Here is a 16,179-nt window from a genome sequence, read left to right as displayed (position 1 = left end):
ATCAGTGGCAGTTGTAGCTCGGGCCGGTGTCCTTGACCTGACCGTCCGTGCCCACGTAGCTCCAGCCGTACCCGGAGTCGGTGAGGTCCAGCTTCAGCACGCCGTAGTCACCGCTGATCCGCTTCTGGCTGTTGGGCTGGACCTGCTCGATCGGGTACGGCTCGGCGCCGCCCATCCCGCCGACGATCTCGACGATGCCGTCCGCGGTGGCCCGGCCGTCCGGGTCCTGCGGGGCGAACCGCTCGTAGTGGTGGTCGTGCCCGTTCAGCACCAGGTCGGCCCGGGCGTCGTAGAGGATCCGCCACACCGGGCGGGAGACCGGGTCGTTGCCGTGCCCGCCCGAGGAGAACAGCGGGTGGTGCCAGTAGGCGGCGACGCACTTCTTGGCGTTGGCCGCCAGGTCGGCCTTCAGCCAGTCGATCTGGGCGCTCTGGTCGAAGGCGTTGGAGTCCAGCGCGACGAAGTGCCAGTTGCCCTCGTCGAAGCTGTACCAGCTCTTGCCCTGCGGATAGGCGATGCTGCCGAAGTAGGACTTGTAGCCGGCCATCGCCCCGGCCGGGTCGTAGGTCTCGTGGTTGCCCGGCACCGGGTGGGTCTTCGCCTTGAACGCGCCCCAGCTCTTGTCGTAGTAGTTCTTGAAGTCGGCCAACCTGGCGTCGTCGTACTGGTTGTCACCCATCGTCAGGTAGAAGCGCGGGTCGATCCGCTGGGCCAGCGCGGCGGTCTTCGGGTGCGCGCAGCCGCTGTCGGAGGCGGTGCACTGCGCGGCGATGTCGCCGGCCGCGACCACGGTGAACGACCCGCCGGAGGGCCCGGTGGGCGTGGGCCCGGTCGGCGACGGCCCGGTGCCGAGGCTCCCGTACACCTCCAGCTCGAACAGCGAGTAGCCGTACGAGGTGCCGCGCGCCGTGCCGTACATCCGGACGTAGCGGCCCTTGCCGGACAGGCCCGTCCAGTCGTCCGTCCCGCCGTTGCCGGCCTTCTCCTCCGCGATCGCCGTCCAGGTCACCCCGTCCGCCGACACCTCCAGCCGGTAGGCCTTCGCGTACGCGGCCTCCCAGCTCAGCTTCACCCGCGAGACGGTGGCGTCCGCCCCGAGATCCACCCGCAGCCACTGCGGGTCCTTGCCCTCCTCGCTCGCCCACCGCGTGGTGGAACTGCCGTCGAACGCCTTGCCGGCCGCGTACGACGACCCCTCCGTGGAGGAGGCCGTCGCGGCCTTCCCCCGCGAGAGCAGCGGATCGGCCGCCGCTCCCGCCCGCCCGGACCACCCGAGCACCAGACCGCCGATCAGCACGAGGACGGCGGCGAACACACCGACATGAACAGGCCTTACCGAGACACCCGGACGCATCCTTGGACTCCCTGACCTTGGGAAACGGTGAGTGCTGGACGCCGGTGCGCACCACGCACGCGCCCACCGGCGAGGGGAGCGTAGTAGAAAGTAAAGTTTCCTGACAATAGCGCCTGCGCGTCGAACTCCCGTCCGGATCCGGACACCGGGCCTCTCCCCCGGCCCGCTCCCGCCCCACCCCGACCCGACCGCGCCGACGGCACCCTTCGCCGAAATTTACCCCCGGGGGTATGGTGGAGAGCGTACGGATACCCCACTGGGTATTTTGGAATCGGTTGCAGGAGCGATCCACGTGTTCTTCGCCCAGTACTACCTCGACTGCCTCTCCCAGGCCTCCTACCTGGTCGCCGACGAGACCACCGGCCGCGCCGTGGTGATCGACCCGCGCCGGGACATCGACGAGTACGTCGCCGACGCCGAGGCGCACGGCTTCACCGTCGAGGCCGTCATCAACACCCACTTCCACGCCGACTTCCTGGCCGGCCACCTGGAGCTGGCGGCCCGCACCGGCGCGTGGATCGGCTACGGGAGCCGCGCGGTGACCGAGTACCCGATCCGCAAGCTCGCCGACGGGGAGCGGATCGACCTGGGCGGGGTCGCCCTGCAGATCATGGAGACCCCCGGGCACACCCCCGAGTCCATCAGCGTCCTGGTGTTCGAGCACACCGGCGACACCGTCCCCTACGGCGTGCTGACCGGCGACGCGCTGTTCATCGGCGACGTCGGCCGCCCCGACCTGCTGGCCTCGGCGGGCAGCACGGCCGAGGAGCTCGGCCGGATGCTCCACCACAGCGTCCAGCACAAGCTGATGGCGCTGCCCGACGAGGTCCGGGTCTTCCCCGCCCACGGCGCCGGCTCGTCCTGCGGCAAGAACCTGTCCACCGAGCGCCAGTCCACCATCGGCGCGCAGCGCGCCACCAACTACGCCTGCGCGCCGATGAGCGAGGAGGACTTCGTCGCGATCGTCACCGCCGGACAGTCCGCCGCGCCCGGGTACTTCGGCCACGACGCCGCCCTCAACCGGCAGGACCGCGGCCTGTTCGACGCCGCGCTCGCCCACCGCCCGCTGACCGCCGAGGAGTTCGCGGCCCGCCGGAGCGAGGGCGCGGTGGTGGTCGACGCCCGCGACCCGCAGGAGTTCGCCGCCGGACACCTGCGCGGCGCCGTCAACGTCCCCGCCGACGGCCGCTTCGCCGAACAGGCCGGCGCGATGCTCGGCCCGGACTCCGCGCTGCTCGTCGTCGCGCCGGACGGCCGCGAGGGCGAGATCGTCACCCGCCTCGCCCGCATCGGCTTCGACCGCACCGTCGGCCACCTGGCCGATCCCGGGACGAGCCTGGCCGCGCTCGCCGAGGACCTCGCCCCCGCCGCCCGCCTCACCGTCGACCAGCTGCGCACCGCCCTCGCCGCCGACCTCCCCCCGCTGGTGATCGACGTCCGCACCTGTGGCGAGCGCGCGGAGGGCGCCGTCGAGGGCTCCGTGCACATCCCCCTCAACGAGCTCCCCGGCCGCCTCGCGGAGATCCCCCGGGACCGGTCGCTGGTCGTCCACTGCGCCGGCGGCCACCGCTCCTCCATCGCCGCCAGCCTGCTGCGCCACCACGGCCTCGACCAGGTCGCCGACCTGCTGGGCGGCTACGCCGCCTGGGACGCGGCGCACCGGCCGGCGGCCGTCTGAGCGGCGCGGCCACGAGCACGGAGAACGGCATGGCGAAGGAAACGGCCGTACGGGTCGACGACGACGCGGCGGGCGCGGTACTCAACCGGCTGCGCCGGGCGCAGGGCCAGCCGGCCGGCGTGATCGCGATGACCGAGGCCGGGCGGGACTGCCGGGACATCGTGACGCAGTGGGCCGCGGCCTCCCGCGCCCTCGACCGGGCCGGGTTCAAGATCGTGGCCAGCGGCATGCGCCGGTGCACGGCCGCGGACGACGGCACACCAGCGATGAGTGAGGGCGAACCGGAGAGGCTGTTCCTCGCCCTCACCTGACCCACCTGACCCACCTGTCCCACCAGGAATGGAGCACCCCATGGAGTACGGGATCCCCGTCACCCTCGACCTGCCCTTCGCCGAGACCGTCGAACGGGTGCGCGGCGCGCTCGCCGAGCAGGGGTTCGGCGTCCTCACCGAGATCGACGTCCGCGCGACCCTGCGGGCCAAGCTCGGCGAGGAGATCGAGGACTACCTGATCCTCGGCGCCTGCAACCCGCCGCTGGCCCACCGCGCCCTCCAGGCCGACCGGCGCATCGGACTGCTGCTGCCGTGCAACGTCGTGGTCCGCGCGGACGGCGGACGCACGGTCGTCGAGGCGATGGACCCGCAGGTGATGGTCCGGGTGAGCGGGCAGCCCGCGCTGGAGGCCGTCGCCGACGAGGCGGCCACCCGGCTGCGCGCCGCGCTGGCGGCGCTCACCGGCTGAGCCGCCCGCCCCCTTTCGGCCCGGACCGCCCCCGCGGCGGTCCGGGCCGTCGTTCGTGGTGCGCGCACGGATCGGGCCGTGCCGGAGTCTCCGGCACGGCCCGATCGAGCGGCCGGCGCGAGCTCAGCGGCCGGCGCGGGTTCAGCGGCGGCCGAAGATCCTCGCGAGGAAGCCCCCGCCCTTCTGCGCGTCGCGGTCGCAGCCGCAGCGGTCGGCCTTGGGGACTCCGGCCAGCACCTGGTCGACGTGCATGCCGCACCCCGCGTAGCTGGCCTTGCCGCAGTTCCGGCACGTCGTACGTCGGCACATCACAGGACTCCTCGCATCCGGAGGGAGACAGGGGCTCTCCCACTCCTCCAGTATACCGGTGGGGGTATTTTTCCCCCGCAAAACGCCCCTCGGCGGGCCGACAGGGTCCCCCGGGAGCCGGCGCACACGGGCTGATCGATTTCGGTTCGATCACGGCGTGTCCCTTTGGTCGGCCCTTGGGCGGGAGTGTGGTGATTGATCTTGTTGGCGGCGGAACCGGCGCGCTCCCATAATTCCAGCCAGACGCGCGACGGGCGGCCATGAGAGCCGCCGCAGGGTGCCCATGAGAGGCCCGTGCGCATACATCCTGATCTTTCCCTGGGGGGATCCCTTGTCCGCGCACGATCACGTGCCGCCCGCCGCCGATCCCGCCCAGGGGTCGGAATCCGGCCACTCCGCGGAGCCCGGCCCCGGTACCGAGACCGCCACCACACCTGACCCCGCACCCGCGTCGCCGGCGACGGCGCCGGACGCCGCGGGACGGAAGCTTCCGCGCGCCGTCGGCGTGGCGCTGGCCACCGCGGGCCTGCTCGCGGTCACCGCGACCAGCGCCGCCGTGACGGTGGCCGTCGGCAAGCCCGAGAGCCGGCCGGCCGTCGCCGCGACGGCCGGCCGCGCAGTCGCCCCCGCGAGTGCGAGCCCGACGGCGTCACCCTCGGCATCCGCCACCGCCACCGCCACGACCCCACCGCCCGCACCCGTACCCGCGCCCACTCCGACGAGCACCCTCCAGGGCTCGGTCAGCGGCGCCCGGCACGACGGCGACCTGCGGTACTTCCTGCTCCCGATCCCCGCGGGCGGCGAGTCCTACGGCCCGGCCGACGGCATGCCGTTGACCGACGAGGAGATGATCGAGCAGTTCGACGACGGAGCGGACATCATGCGCGTCCTCCGCACGCTCGGGTACAAGGACGCCGCCACCCGGACCTACCGCACGGCGGACGGCAAGGCCGAGGTCACCGTCACCCTGCTGCGCTTCACGAGCGCCACGCAGGCGGAGTTCTTCGCCAAGAACGACACCAGGGACCTCCCCGCCATCGAGATCACCGGCGACCCCGCCGCCCACGGGTACATCGACAAGCCCAAGCACCAGGCCTACACCGGCTCGATGACCGGCATCTCCAGCCAGGGCGACGTGCAGTACACGGTCGACGTCGAGGTGAAGGGCGCCCCGGACAAGGCCCTGCTGAGCGAGCTGATGAAGCGCCAGCGCGACTGGCTGACCTCCGGCCGCTGACCATCTCCCCTCTTCCCCCTGGAGAATTCGCGTGACCACCGACCCCGGGGCACCGTCGCCCGTCGACGCGCCGCCGTCGACCCCGCCCCTGCCGCCCCCGCCGGCCGAACCGCCCGTCACCGACCCCGGCATCGAGTCCGCCGCAGCGCCGGCGCCCGCCCGAAAGACGCGCCGACCGCGTCCGGTGCTGCTGCTGGTCTCCGGGCTGGTGCTCGGAACCGCGGCCGGCGGCGGCATCGGCTACGCCGTCCAGGCCGGCCGGCCCCCGACGCCGCTGCCGCCGATCCAGGTGGCGCTGCCGACGTACCCCTCCGAGGTGCTGGACCCGGCCGTCGCCGCCGCGTCCGCGCCCACGCCGCTCGCCATCGACGGTGACCTGCGGAAGCTGCTGATCACCGCCCCGAGCGGCAGCAAGCCGTGGGACGACTACCCGGAGACGCCGAGCTGGATCACCGTCGGCGAGCGCGCCGAGCAGAGCGGGAACACCGTCAACGCGTTCAAGAACCTCAACGAGACCGGCTTCCGGCGAGCCGTCGAGGTCGACTGGAAGCAGAGCGATCTGCTGGTCCGGGTCTCGCTGGTCCAGTACTCGGCCGACTTCGCCGACGAGGCCGACCGGACCACGTTCATCAAGGCCGCGCTGAAGCCGTTCGCCGACGAGGCCAACGGCGGCTACATGGTCGACGACGAGCCCTCGTACTGGGCCGAGACCACCGAGAAGTTCTACCTCGGCGTCGCCTACGCCCAGCGCGGCACCGTGCTGATGGAGATCAAGGTGTTCGGGACGCGTCCGGTGGACCCCGAGGTCGTGAAGGACCTCGCCAAGAAGCAGTGGGAGCGGCTGGTATGACCGACAGCAGCGTGACCGATCCGGTGGCCCCCGAGCCGCAGGCCGGACCCGTCGTCAGCGGCCCCGCCGCCGGGCCCGAGGCCGGCGGGCTCGCCCTCCCCGAAGCTGCGGCGCCGGCCGGTGCCGCCGCCCCGGCGGCTTCCACCACGTCCCGCCGCGTCGCGCGCGCCGGCGGCGCGACGGTGGCGGCGGCCCTGGTCGGCGTGGTCATCGGCGTCGGCATCATCGAGGTGCGGTACGACGATCCGGCGCCCACCGCGGCCGCCGCGCCCTCCAGCGCGGCGCCCGCCCCGACGGCGACGCCCACCCCGTTCGGCGCGAAGCCCAACGGCAACCACTTCGGGTCCCTCCGCGACCTGCTGCTGCCGGTCCCGGGCGACTTCGGGCTCGGGCCGGACGACGGCCCCGAGGGCAACGACACCGAGCTGACGGCCGACCAGCTGGCCGCCACGTTCGACGACGACCTCGGGCACGTCCCCAAGGAGCAGCAGGACAAGCTCCGCCAGTACTTCAAGGACCTGCACATCAAGGCCGCCGGTGTGCGCACCTACAAGAGCCGCCTGGGCGACCTCGTCGTCGGGATCAAGCTGCACCAGTTCAACCAGCAGGAGGTGCAGAAGATGAACGAGTACACCGCCGTGTTCACCGGCGACACCGGGCTCTTCCGCCTCGGCCCGACCGTCCCGGGCCACCCCGAGGCGCACTGCTACCTGATGCCCGCGCCGCCGTCGGCACCGATCGACCGGATGGAGTGCTCGGCCGCCGAGGGCGACCTCCTGGTGGTGCTGAGCGCCGAGGGCGTGGCGCCGCTGCCCAAGGACAAGATCGTCGCCCTCCTGACCCAGCAGCTCGACCGCCTCGCCCGCCCGGGAGCCTCCATATGACCGCCAACAGCGACACCCCCGCCGTGCCGGACGGTCCGGCACTCCCGGACGCCCCCGCGGCGGTCACCGACGTTCCCCCGGTCGTGCCGCTCACGGACGAGGAGCGCGCCGCGCGGCGCGGCCGCCGCCGCAAGGCCGCGCTGCGGTGGGGCGCCGCCGCCGTGGTGTGCGCGCTGGCCGGGACGGGGAGCGCGCTCGCCGTCACCGCGGCGGAGCGCACCGATCTCCCGGGACTGGCCACCAGGAGCGACGGCCGCTACACCTTCCCCGCGCTGGTGCTGCCGCCGCTGCCGTCCGGCAAGGCCGTCCCGAGGGAGGAGAGGAGCCGGCACGCGGCGGACCTGCGGCGGCTGCTCCTGCCGGTGCCCGAGGAGGCGGGCGGCTCGCTCGTCCCGGCGGAGTACCCGGTGCCGTCCGTGACCGCCGGCGGGACCCCGGGCGCGACCGCGAGCGCGAGTGCGGGCACGACCGAGTCGGCCACGTCCTCGGGCTCCCCCACGGCTGTGCCCGCCGGCCCCGGCGCCGGCGCCGATCTGGTCGACTGCAACACCTTCGCCGCCGACCAGAAGGAGCAGGCCGAGGTCCGGGCCCTGCTGCTGCAGTACGCCTGCCGGGCCGCCACCGTCCGCGAGTGGACGGCCTCCGACGGCACTCGCACCCAGATCCGCCTGCTCTCGTTCGGTTCCTCCAGCGAGGCCTGGTCCGTCTTCACCGAGCTGCGCGACGGCGAGGGCCCGAAGGACGTCGCGACCTTCGGGTCCAAGACGCCCCCGGACTGGGACGAGGTCTACGGCGTCACCGTGGCGACCCGGGCCTCCGGGCCCGGCGACACGCCGACCGCCCGGCTGGCGTACCTGTCCGCGGGCGACCTCGTGGGCGTCGTCACCATGACCAACCCCAAGGGCGTCGCCGCCGCCGCGTTCCGGCAGGTGGTGACGCTCCAGTCGGACCTGCTGGGCTGAGGCCGCGGGCGGGGCCCCTGGGTCCGCCCGACGGTGGGGCCCGCCGGGCGGACGTCACGGCCGGGGCGGCGCGGCCCCGTCCGCCGACAGGACGCGGCGCAGCAGGCCGAGCAGGCCGGTGTCCTCGGTGGGCGGGTGCGCGGCGCGCCAGGCCAGGTGGCCGTCCGGGCGGACCAGCAGGGCTCCGGTCGCGGGGAGGCCGGAGAACTGCGTCCAGCGGGGCTCGTCGAGCGGCACGGCGCGCGGGGTGACGGGGTGTCCGGCCGCCGCGGCGGTGTCGGCCTGGTGCTGCCAGGCGGCGTCGGGGGCGGGTGTGAGGAGGGTGAAGCCGGGGCCCACGAGGTCCAGGGTGGAGGCCGCGCCGGGGGTTCCGGGCAGGCTCAGGTGCGGGAGGCGGCCGCCGGGGACGGCGTCCCAGTGCTCGCAGGCCGGGTCCAGCGGCGCGCGGTCGAGGGCGCCGGGTTCGGCCAGGACGGCGGTCGAGCGGTACGCGGCGGTGAGCAGCAGTTCGTCGTCGATCCGGTAGCCGGTGCGGGCCCGGGCGTTGGCCAGCGAGAGGTCGATGACCTGGCGGGCGAGGGGGCGGCGTTCGTCCTGGTAGGTGTCGAGCAGCCGCTCGCCGGCGCGGCCGTCGAGCACGGCGGCCAGCTTCCAGGCGAGGTTGTCGGCGTCGCCGATGCCGGTGTTCATGCCGTGGCCGCCGGTCGGTGGCACCACGTGGGCGGCGTCGCCCGCGAGCAGCGCCCGGGAGCGGCGGTAGGCGGCGGCGAGGCGGGCGTCCATCCGCCAGGTCATGGTGTCGCGGACGGTGACGTCGAGCGCCGGCAGGCCGGCGGCGTCACGGACCAGGCGGGCGAGCGCCCGGTGGTCGGCCAGGAGCGCGGCGAGGTCGTCGTGCGCGGGGTCGTAGGGGTGCTGGTAGACCCAGTGGCGGTCGTTGTCCACCGCCAGGAAGCCGCCGCGGCCCGGGGCGGTGAGGAAGTAGGAGGCGCTGGCACGGTCGGCCACGACCTCGCCGAGCGGGGCCTCGAAGCGGATGCTGAGGAAGTGGCCGAGGCCGCTCGGGCCCTCCATCGCGATCCCGGCGCCGGTGCGCACGGTGCTCGCGGCGCCGTCGCAGCCGATCAGCCAGTCGGCGTGAACCGTGCGGCGGGCGCCGGTTGCCCTGTCCTCCAGCTCGGCGTGCACGCCCCCGTCGTCCTGGGTGAAGGACAGCATCCGGGTGTGGAACCGGATGTCGGCGGGCACGCGCTCCCGGGCGTGTCGCAGCAGCACCGCCTCCAGGGCGTCCTGCGAGCAGATCAGCCCCGGTGCGGGGGTGCGTTCGGCGCCCGGTCGCGGGTCGGCCGTGATGCCGGTGCGGACGAAGTCCGGGTCGACGAGGTCGCGGCCCCGGTAGAAGTGGACGTGCGAGGGCGGCAGTCCGGCACGCCGCAGGTCCGCTTCCAGCCCCAGCCGCCGGAAGACCTCGGCGGAGCGCGCCGAGACGCCCCGGGCCTTGGGGTGGCGCGAGGTCCCCGGGTGCGCCTCGACCAGCAGGTGGCGCACGCCGTGCGCGGAGAGCAGCAGCGAGAGCGTCAGGCCGACCGGGCCTCCTCCCACCACCAGGACGGACGTCGTCGTCGGCCGTGACCGCATACTGCCCCCTCGGGTTGTAACGCTCAAACTTAATTTCGACGTTACCATGGAGGTGTCGACATCACCGGAAGGGGCGGACGCATGACCGAAGACCTCCAGGGCGGCAATCCGCGCGGGCTGCTCTTTGTCGCCGAACTCGCCAATACCGTGCGGCAGCACCCCGAGGTGGGCGCCGCCGAGCTCCAGGCCCTGCTGGCGCGCCATCAGGGCCCCCCGTTCCGGCTCACCGAGGCGGACGCCCGCGAGCTCCGGGAGGCCACCGCCCCGCTCGTCCGTCTGCTGGGCACCGGTGACGCGGACGAGGCGGCCGAGCAGATCAACGCCCTGCTGGGCCGCTACCCCGCCCGGCCCCGGCTGATGCGGCTGCCCGGCCGGCCCTGGTCGCTGCACACCGAGGCGCCGCCGGCCGCCGGCCTCACCCACTGGCTGCTGTCGACGGCGGCCCTCGCGCTCGGCCTCTGGCTGAGCGAGCGGGGGCGGTGCGCCTGGGGCCGGTGCGCGGCACCCGGCTGCGAGCGCTTCTTCGTCGACACCGGCCGCCGCACGCCGCAGCGCTACTGCACGCCGCGCTGCGCCACCCGGGTCCGGGTCGCCGCACACCGGGCCCAGGAGCAGCGGGCCCGGGCGCACCGGGCCACCGACGGCTGACGGGGCGGGGCCCGGGCGGGCACCGGTAGCGCCTCAGACCAGCCCGGCGGCCTCGGCGAGCAGGCGGTAGGAGTCCAGCAGCTCCACCCGGTCGTAGGTGCTGGTGGTCACCAGGAACTCGTCGGCGCCGGTGCGCTCCATCAGCGCCGCGAGGTCGGCGACGGCGCGCTCGGGGGTCCCCGCGAGATGGCCGGTGAGGGCCTGCTCGAAGGCGGCGCGCTCGCGCGGGGTCATCGCCCGGGCCAGGACCTCCTCGGTGGATTCGAGCGGGGAGAACTCCCCGTGGGTCCGGCCGTGGGCGCTCGACCAGGCCTCCGGGACGAGCAGCGCGCGGGCCCGCTCCCCGGTCGGCGCCACGGCGACCGTCCCGGAGACCACGACATAGGGCCGCTCGGCCCGGGCGGAGGGGCGGAAGCGCGCCCGGTAGCGGTCGATCGCCGCCAGCATCGCCTCCTCCCCGCGCACTGCCGCGATCACCAGCGGCAGCCCCGCCTCGGCGGCGACGTCCGCGCCCGCACCGGTGGCCAGCACGAACGCGGGGACGTCCAGACCCTCGGCCGGGCGGGCGTGCACGCCCCCGGGGCCGCGCGCGGCGGGGTCGAACCAGGAGAGCAGTTCGGCGAGCTGTTCGGGGAAGCGGTCCGCGGCGTCCTTCTCCCGGCCCAGCGCCCGGCGCACACCGTCGGTGAAGCCCACCGACCGGCCCAGGCCCATGTCGATCCGGCCCGGGAACAGCGCCGCGAGGACGCCGAACTGCTCGGCCACCACGAGCGGCTGGTGGTTGGGGAGCATCACCCCGCCGGTGCCGACCCGGATCCGGGAGGTCGCGGCGGCCACGGCGGCGGCCAGCACCGTCGGCGCCGAGCCCGCCACGCCCGGTACGCCGTGGTGCTCGGAGACCCAGAACCGGTGGTAGCCGAGCCGTTCGGCCTCCACCGCGAACGCGACGGTGTCCCGCAGCGCCCGGGCGGGCTCCTCCCCCCGGCGGGTCCGGGAGCGGTCCAGGACGGAGAGGCGGAGGGCGGGCGCGGCGGTCACCTCGGTGCCAACGGCCGACCGCGCCATCGTCATTCCCGGGCCGTGGAGCGGAAATCCGCTTGCGGGGTACCGGGGGCCACTGTTAACCATGTGACATGCTACAGACCTCCCGCATCGCGCTCCGGGCCCGCCAGGACAGCGACGTCCCGGTGCTCCACACCGAGCTCTACGACGACGTCGTCACCCGCTCCCGGGCCGACAGCCGCCCCTGGCGGCCCCTCGCGCCCGACTCCCCGGAGTCCCCGTTCGTCGTGGGGCCGGGCGACGACACGGTCGCCTTCTTCTCCGTGGTGGACATCGCGTCGGGCGAGCTGGCCGGGGAGGCGCTGCTCTGGGGCATCGACGCCCACCAGCGGCGCGGGCATCTCGGCCTGGCGCTGCGGCCCGGGTTCCGCGGGCGCGGGCTGGCCGGCGACATCGTGCGGCTGCTCTGCCACTACGGGTTCACGGTGCGCGGGCTGCACCGGCTCCAGGTCGACACGCTGGCCGACAACCTGCCGATGATCAAGGCCGCCACGGGCGCGGGGTTCGTGCTCGAGGGCACGCTGCGCCGGGCCGCCTGGGTGTACGGGGCGTTCGAGGACGAGGTGGTGCTGGGACTGCTGGCCCCGGAGTGGCGCGACGAACCGGATCCGGCCGACACCGCCGCCGTCAGGGCCTGAGCCGGACGCCGCCGTCAGTCGAGGCCCTCGCCGAGCCCGAACCAGTGCTCGGCGAGGGCCTCCAGGCTCTCCGTCCCCGGGGGCGGCGGCACCTCCCGCAGGTACCAGGGCAGGTTGCTGTAGACGTGCAGCAGCGTGTGGGCGAGGGCCGCGCGCGGGTCGACGGCCCGCCCGTACCCCGCCGCGAACCGCGCCATCAGCCCGGGTTCGGCCCGGGTGACGAAGACGCCGACGCCGACGAAGTCGTAGGCCGGGTCGCCGATCATCGCGGGCTCGAAGTCGATCAGTCCGGACAACCGCCCGGCCGCCCGGTCGAGCAGCAGGTGCTGGCGCATGAACTCGGTGTGCAGCAGCACCGGTTCGGGCTCGCGCGGCAGGGCGACGGCGTCCAGGAAGCCGGGGATCCGCTCCAGCCAGGCGTCACGCAGGCCGCGCTCGCGCTGGCGCCCGACGGCGCCGGCGCGCTGCCGGTCGATGAAGGCGCCCCAGTCGCCGGGGCCGAGCGCATCGGCGAGCGGCCGCGGATCGAGCGCGTGCAGCGCCGCCAGGGCCTCCCCGGCCCCGGTGGCGATCCGCTCGCGCTCACCGGCCGTCAGCCCGGCCCAGGCCGGGGCGAGTTCCGCGCCGCGCAGCCGGGACATCAGTACGTAGCGCCAGCCGTTCTCGTACTCCCCGGCGTCGTACAGGGCGGGCGTCGGCACCGGCAGCCGTCCGTCGAGGTGGGCGAGTACCCGGGCCTCGGTGACACCGTCCTCGGCGGAGGCCTTGGGGTAGAGCTTGAGCACCCGGGCGTCGCCGACCGCGTACACCGGCTGCGAGCCGCCGGCGAAGCGCTCCAGCGGGAGCCCGCGCAGCCCCAGCCGGGCGCAGAGGTCCTCCGCTCCCGGACGCATGATCGTCTCATCGGGCAGGACGGTGTCCCACTGTTCGTCGGTCTCGACCACGGGCAGCATGCCGGGGACGCTAGATCGCGGACGGCCGGGTGGCAAACGGATTTCCGCCGGTCAGGGCGCCGGACGTCGGAGCCACCGGCGTCAGAGCGGCCGGCGCCCGGAGCGGTGCCGGGCGCGGTAGGCGCGCGGGGTGGTACCGGTGAGGCGCGCGAAGTGCGGGCGGAGGGCGGCGGGGGACGCGAAGCCGGTGCGGGCCGCGATCGCCTCGACCGGTTCGTCGGTCCGTTCCAGCAGCTCCCGGGCGCGCTGGAGGCGCAGGCGGAGCAGGTAGCGCGGGGCGCTGACGCCGGTGCGGGCCAGGAAGCGCCGGTTCAGGCTGCTGACGCTGACGCCCGCGTGGGCGGCGATGTCGGCGGGGGCGAGCGGCAGGTGCAGGCTGCTCTCCAGCCACTCCAGGGTCGCGGAGAGGCCGCTGGTGTCGGCGAGGGTGCGGTCGATGGACTCGGCGACCCGCTCGGCGTGGACCAGCAGGGGGCTGAGCAGTTCCCGGCGGGTGCGGCCGGCGATCCGCTCACCGTGGTCCTCGGCCAGCAGGCGCAGGCAGACGTCCAGCCCGCCGAACACCCCGCCGGAGGTGCGGAAGGGGCCGTCGGCCACCAGCGTGCCCCCGGGGTCGACCTCGACACGGGGGTGCCGGCGGGCGAGTTCCCCGGTGTGGCGCCAGGCGGTGGTCGCACGGCGGCCGTCCAGCAGGCCCGTGGCGGCGAGGGTCAGCACGCCGGTGCCGCAGGCGCCGATCCGGGCGCCCCGGACGGCGGCGGCGCGGAGCGTGTCGAGCAGCGCGGGCGCGGGGCGGGCGCCATCGTCCCGGTGGGCGGGCAACAGCAGGACGTCGGCCTCGGCGGCGTCGGCGAGACCGTACGGGAGCAGGGCCTCGACGGGGGCGGGCGCGCCGAGCCGGACGGTGCCGGGAGCGCCCGTGGCGCAGAGCCGGACGTCGTACGCGACGCCGGGGTGCTCCCGGGCGGCGGCGCCGAAGACGAGTCCGGGGGTGGTGAGGTGATGGCCGGGCAGGCCGTCGAGCGCGAGGACGGCGATCACGGGCATGGTGGCAGCGTAGTCCGGGACGGGTACGGGGGCGGACGGGGGCGAGGGCCCGGCGCACCGGCGGCGTGGTGCGCCGGTGCGCGGTGCGCCGGTGCGCGGTGTGCCGGGCCGAATGAGCGGTCAGTCGCCGTACGCCCGGAGCGTGGCCCGGATCCAGTCCGCGTACGCGGGCACGGCGCTGTAGAGCCCGGGGCCGGTCGAGCAGGTCGGGTCGGAGTCGCCGTCCCCTGAGGTGGTCCCGACCAGCTCCCAGCGCCCGCCCCGGCCGCGCTGCAGCTGCGGGCCGCCGGAGTCCCCGATGCAGGCCATCGCGCCGGGCACCCGGCTCACCGTGCAGATCCGGGTCAGACCGGCACGGCCCGGCGCGCACTCCTCGACGGCGCCGATGCGGGTGTCGAGCTGGCGCAGCCGCTCGGCGAAAGCCGCCTCGGTGATGTCCGTGGTGTCGGCGGTGGTACCGAAGCCCAGCAGCCGGGTCGGCGTGCCCGGAGCGCCGACCCGGTCGGCGATCGGGATCGGCTTCTGCGGCGCGGCGCGGTCGAGGCGGACGAGCGCGAGGTCGTCCTGGTTCGCGCCGGCCGCCGCGCCCAGCGTGTAGCCGGGGTGGGTGACGGTCCGCTCGATGCCGCGCACGGTACCGCCGCCGGTGCGCCGCTCGGAGGCGATCCGCACGATGCCGTCGGGGCGCACCAGCGAGGTGTCCACGCAGTGGGCGGCGGTGAGCACCCAGCGGGGGTGGATCAGGGTCGCGCCGCACACGCCGTCGTCGATTCCCGCCTCGGGGACGGTCATCGGGATCGAGGCCATGAAGGGGTAGCGCTCGGTGGCCGCCCGGCCGTTGACGATGGCCCCGGCGGGTCCGGTCAGGGTCGCGGCACAGGCCGCGGCGGCGAGGGCGACGGTGGCGGCGCGGGCCGCGCGGCGGGACCGGGAGGCGGTGCGGGACATGGCTGTTCCGTTCCTTCGAGGGCGTGCGCGGGCGCGCCCGGGGATGGTGGGAACCGTCCGCCGCAGGGCCGATGACCTGCGGCGTCGGTACGTCCCATCCTTCGCGCCCGGCCCCGGGGCCGACAGCGGCGGCGAGGTCGTCCTGGGCTAAATTCTGGACATGCCTGTGATCGCCGTCCTGCTGATCGACGGGGTGCCGGGTCATCACGTCACCACGCCCGCGGTCGCCTTCGGCACGGCCGACCGCTGTCACCCGCGGGTCTCGTACGAGATGCGGCTCTGTGCCTCGCCGGGCTTCCGGTCGACCGGCGGGCCCCCGGCCTTCGGCCTGGCGACGCCATGGGGCCTGAACGGCCTGGAGGGACTGGCGGAGGGCGACACCGTGCTGGTGCCGGGTGACCCGGAGCGCCTCGACGCTCCGCCGCCCGAGGTGCTCGGGGCGTTGCGGGCCGCCGCCGCGCGGGGGTGCCGGGTCGGGGCGTTCGGCGCGGGGACGTTCACGCTGGCGGCGACCGGGCTGCTGGACGGCCGCCGGGCCGCGACCGCGCGCGGGCTCGCCGCCGAACTCGCGCGGCGTCACCCCCGGATCGCGGTGGACCCGGACGGTGAGGTGGTGGCGGACGGTCCGTTCCACTCCGCCGCCGGGGTGCTGGGCGGGGTCGACCTCTGCCTGCGGCTGATCACCCTGGACCACGGGGTGGCGGTGGCCGTCGAGACGGAGCGGCAACTGTTCCTGGACCTGTACCAGGAGGGCGGGGAAGGATGCGGCGCCGGCGCGTCGGCGTCCGGCGACGGGCTCGGACCCACGCTCCGCTGGCTGGAGGCCCGGCTCGACCGCCCGCTGACCCTGGAGGACATCGCGGCCCACGCCGGGCTCACCGTCCGGGGGCTGAGCCGGCGGTTCCGGGCGGAGACCGGTCTGCCACCGCTGCAGTACCTGCTGCGGGTGCGGATCCAGCGGGCGCAGTACCTGCTGGAGCGCGGGGACGAGCCGGTGGCGCGGATCGCCGCCCGCACGGGTCTGGGGACACCGGCCAACCTCCGCCACCATTTCCAGCGGTACACCGGCACCACGCCGAGCGTCTACCGGGCGGCGTTCCGGTCGCTGGTGGACTCGCTGACCTGGCCGGAGGACGGGTCGGAAGCGGCGGGCCGGGACTCCCGCTCGTAGCCGGCCGGACGTCCCGGCCCCGGGGTTCGGACCGGGCCGTCCGGGCGGCTGCGGGCGGA

Annotated in this window: 17 protein-coding genes; 10 read left to right on the top strand and 7 right to left on the bottom strand. The window is 75.1% G+C overall.

Translation table 11 applies throughout. The annotated features are described in order from the left end of the window. Position 1 precedes the first annotated feature (1 nt). Positions 2-1,315, bottom strand: a complete 1,314-nt coding sequence (locus ABTX81_RS01160; protein ID WP_350540809.1) for a discoidin domain-containing protein — start codon at positions 1,313-1,315, stop codon at positions 2-4. A gap of 331 nt (positions 1,316-1,646) precedes the next feature. Between ABTX81_RS01160 and ABTX81_RS01155 the strand changes: the two genes are divergently transcribed. The 3 genes from ABTX81_RS01155 to ABTX81_RS01145 are packed head-to-tail and all read left to right on the top strand — an operon-like array spanning position 1,647 to position 3,773. Then, on the top strand, positions 1,647-3,032 hold the full coding sequence (locus ABTX81_RS01155) for an MBL fold metallo-hydrolase (RefSeq protein ID WP_350540808.1): 1,386 nt from the start codon (positions 1,647-1,649) through the stop codon (positions 3,030-3,032). Positions 3,033-3,061: 29 nt separating this feature from the next. Beyond that, positions 3,062-3,343, top strand: coding sequence for a metal-sensitive transcriptional regulator (locus tag ABTX81_RS01150; protein ID WP_350540807.1), 282 nt, complete (start codon positions 3,062-3,064; stop codon positions 3,341-3,343). A gap of 40 nt (positions 3,344-3,383) precedes the next feature. Continuing rightward, positions 3,384-3,773: a DUF302 domain-containing protein gene (locus ABTX81_RS01145; RefSeq protein ID WP_350540806.1), complete on the top strand. Its 390-nt coding sequence runs from the start codon at positions 3,384-3,386 to the stop codon at positions 3,771-3,773. A 141-nt stretch (positions 3,774-3,914) separates the two neighbouring features. Here the strand turns inward: ABTX81_RS01145 and ABTX81_RS01140 are convergent, their stop codons facing one another. After that, positions 3,915-4,082, bottom strand: coding sequence for a DUF8730 family Cys-rich protein (locus tag ABTX81_RS01140; RefSeq protein WP_350540805.1), 168 nt, complete (start codon positions 4,080-4,082; stop codon positions 3,915-3,917). Positions 4,083-4,413: 331 nt separating this feature from the next. Between ABTX81_RS01140 and ABTX81_RS01135 the strand changes: the two genes are divergently transcribed. From ABTX81_RS01135 to ABTX81_RS01120, 4 genes are read left to right on the top strand one after another with little or no spacing between them, the layout of a single operon-like run. Then, complete coding sequence (locus ABTX81_RS01135; protein ID WP_350540804.1) at positions 4,414-5,319, top strand: hypothetical protein; 906 nt, start codon at positions 4,414-4,416, stop codon at positions 5,317-5,319. Between the two features lie 31 nt (positions 5,320-5,350). Continuing rightward, positions 5,351-6,169, top strand: coding sequence for a hypothetical protein (locus ABTX81_RS01130; RefSeq protein WP_350540803.1), 819 nt, complete (start codon positions 5,351-5,353; stop codon positions 6,167-6,169). Further along, entirely contained in the window at positions 6,166-7,053 is an 888-nt protein-coding gene (locus ABTX81_RS01125; protein ID WP_350540802.1) for a hypothetical protein, read from the top strand. The genes ABTX81_RS01130 and ABTX81_RS01125 overlap by 4 nt, the downstream gene beginning before the upstream one ends. Then, complete coding sequence (locus ABTX81_RS01120; protein WP_350540801.1) at positions 7,050-8,015, top strand: hypothetical protein; 966 nt, start codon at positions 7,050-7,052, stop codon at positions 8,013-8,015. The genes ABTX81_RS01125 and ABTX81_RS01120 overlap by 4 nt, the downstream gene beginning before the upstream one ends. A gap of 54 nt (positions 8,016-8,069) precedes the next feature. On the opposite strand, the gene ABTX81_RS01115 is transcribed toward ABTX81_RS01120, so the two are convergent. Further along, positions 8,070-9,653, bottom strand: coding sequence for an FAD-dependent monooxygenase (locus ABTX81_RS01115; protein ID WP_350540800.1), 1,584 nt, complete (start codon positions 9,651-9,653; stop codon positions 8,070-8,072). A gap of 81 nt (positions 9,654-9,734) precedes the next feature. Here ABTX81_RS01115 and ABTX81_RS01110 point away from each other — a divergent pair, with 81 nt between their 5' ends. Next, on the top strand, positions 9,735-10,301 hold the full coding sequence (locus ABTX81_RS01110) for a CGNR zinc finger domain-containing protein (RefSeq protein WP_350540799.1): 567 nt from the start codon (positions 9,735-9,737) through the stop codon (positions 10,299-10,301). 33 nt (positions 10,302-10,334) lie between these two features. Here the strand turns inward: ABTX81_RS01110 and ABTX81_RS01105 are convergent, their stop codons facing one another. Next, on the bottom strand, positions 10,335-11,372 hold the full coding sequence (locus ABTX81_RS01105) for an LLM class flavin-dependent oxidoreductase (protein WP_350540798.1): 1,038 nt from the start codon (positions 11,370-11,372) through the stop codon (positions 10,335-10,337). A gap of 62 nt (positions 11,373-11,434) precedes the next feature. Between ABTX81_RS01105 and ABTX81_RS01100 the strand changes: the two genes are divergently transcribed. Next, the gene (locus ABTX81_RS01100; protein WP_350540797.1) at positions 11,435-12,001 is read left to right on the top strand and encodes a GNAT family N-acetyltransferase; all 567 of its coding nucleotides are present in this window, start codon (positions 11,435-11,437) and stop codon (positions 11,999-12,001) included. A 14-nt stretch (positions 12,002-12,015) separates the two neighbouring features. On the opposite strand, the gene ABTX81_RS01095 is transcribed toward ABTX81_RS01100, so the two are convergent. The 3 genes from ABTX81_RS01095 to ABTX81_RS01085 form a co-directional block, all read right to left on the bottom strand. Next, positions 12,016-12,954, bottom strand: a complete 939-nt coding sequence (locus ABTX81_RS01095; RefSeq protein ID WP_350540796.1) for a phosphotransferase family protein — start codon at positions 12,952-12,954, stop codon at positions 12,016-12,018. A gap of 81 nt (positions 12,955-13,035) precedes the next feature. Next, positions 13,036-14,001, bottom strand: coding sequence for a GlxA family transcriptional regulator (locus ABTX81_RS01090; protein ID WP_350540795.1), 966 nt, complete (start codon positions 13,999-14,001; stop codon positions 13,036-13,038). A 120-nt stretch (positions 14,002-14,121) separates the two neighbouring features. After that, entirely contained in the window at positions 14,122-14,949 is an 828-nt protein-coding gene (locus ABTX81_RS01085) for a S1 family peptidase (RefSeq protein WP_350540794.1), read from the bottom strand. 160 nt (positions 14,950-15,109) lie between these two features. Here ABTX81_RS01085 and ABTX81_RS01080 point away from each other — a divergent pair, with 160 nt between their 5' ends. Then, on the top strand, positions 15,110-16,120 hold the full coding sequence (locus tag ABTX81_RS01080; protein WP_350540793.1) for a GlxA family transcriptional regulator: 1,011 nt from the start codon (positions 15,110-15,112) through the stop codon (positions 16,118-16,120). Positions 16,121-16,179: the final 59 nt, after the last annotated feature.

It is taken from the genome of Kitasatospora sp. NPDC097605, from assembly GCF_040302725.1.
In the GTDB taxonomy this organism is placed as follows: domain Bacteria; phylum Actinomycetota; class Actinomycetes; order Streptomycetales; family Streptomycetaceae; genus Kitasatospora.
This window is presented reverse-complemented; position numbering and strand designations above follow the sequence as displayed.

Coding starts and splice junctions, on each gene's coding strand:
- ABTX81_RS01145 (WP_350540806.1), top strand. CDS start 3,384: ATGGAGTACGGGATCCCCGTCACCCTCGACCTGCCCTTCGCCGAGACC.
- ABTX81_RS01080 (WP_350540793.1), top strand. CDS start 15,110: ATGCCTGTGATCGCCGTCCTGCTGATCGACGGGGTGCCGGGTCATCAC.
- ABTX81_RS01100 (WP_350540797.1), top strand. CDS start 11,435: ATGCTACAGACCTCCCGCATCGCGCTCCGGGCCCGCCAGGACAGCGAC.
- ABTX81_RS01085 (WP_350540794.1), bottom strand. CDS start 14,949: ATGTCCCGCACCGCCTCCCGGTCCCGCCGCGCGGCCCGCGCCGCCACC.
- ABTX81_RS01120 (WP_350540801.1), top strand. CDS start 7,050: ATGACCGCCAACAGCGACACCCCCGCCGTGCCGGACGGTCCGGCACTC.
- ABTX81_RS01110 (WP_350540799.1), top strand. CDS start 9,735: ATGACCGAAGACCTCCAGGGCGGCAATCCGCGCGGGCTGCTCTTTGTC.
- ABTX81_RS01105 (WP_350540798.1), bottom strand. CDS start 11,372: ATGACGATGGCGCGGTCGGCCGTTGGCACCGAGGTGACCGCCGCGCCC.
- ABTX81_RS01090 (WP_350540795.1), bottom strand. CDS start 14,001: ATGCCCGTGATCGCCGTCCTCGCGCTCGACGGCCTGCCCGGCCATCAC.
- ABTX81_RS01125 (WP_350540802.1), top strand. CDS start 6,166: ATGACCGACAGCAGCGTGACCGATCCGGTGGCCCCCGAGCCGCAGGCC.
- ABTX81_RS01095 (WP_350540796.1), bottom strand. CDS start 12,954: ATGCTGCCCGTGGTCGAGACCGACGAACAGTGGGACACCGTCCTGCCC.
- ABTX81_RS01150 (WP_350540807.1), top strand. CDS start 3,062: ATGGCGAAGGAAACGGCCGTACGGGTCGACGACGACGCGGCGGGCGCG.
- ABTX81_RS01140 (WP_350540805.1), bottom strand. CDS start 4,082: ATGTGCCGACGTACGACGTGCCGGAACTGCGGCAAGGCCAGCTACGCG.
- ABTX81_RS01115 (WP_350540800.1), bottom strand. CDS start 9,653: ATGCGGTCACGGCCGACGACGACGTCCGTCCTGGTGGTGGGAGGAGGC.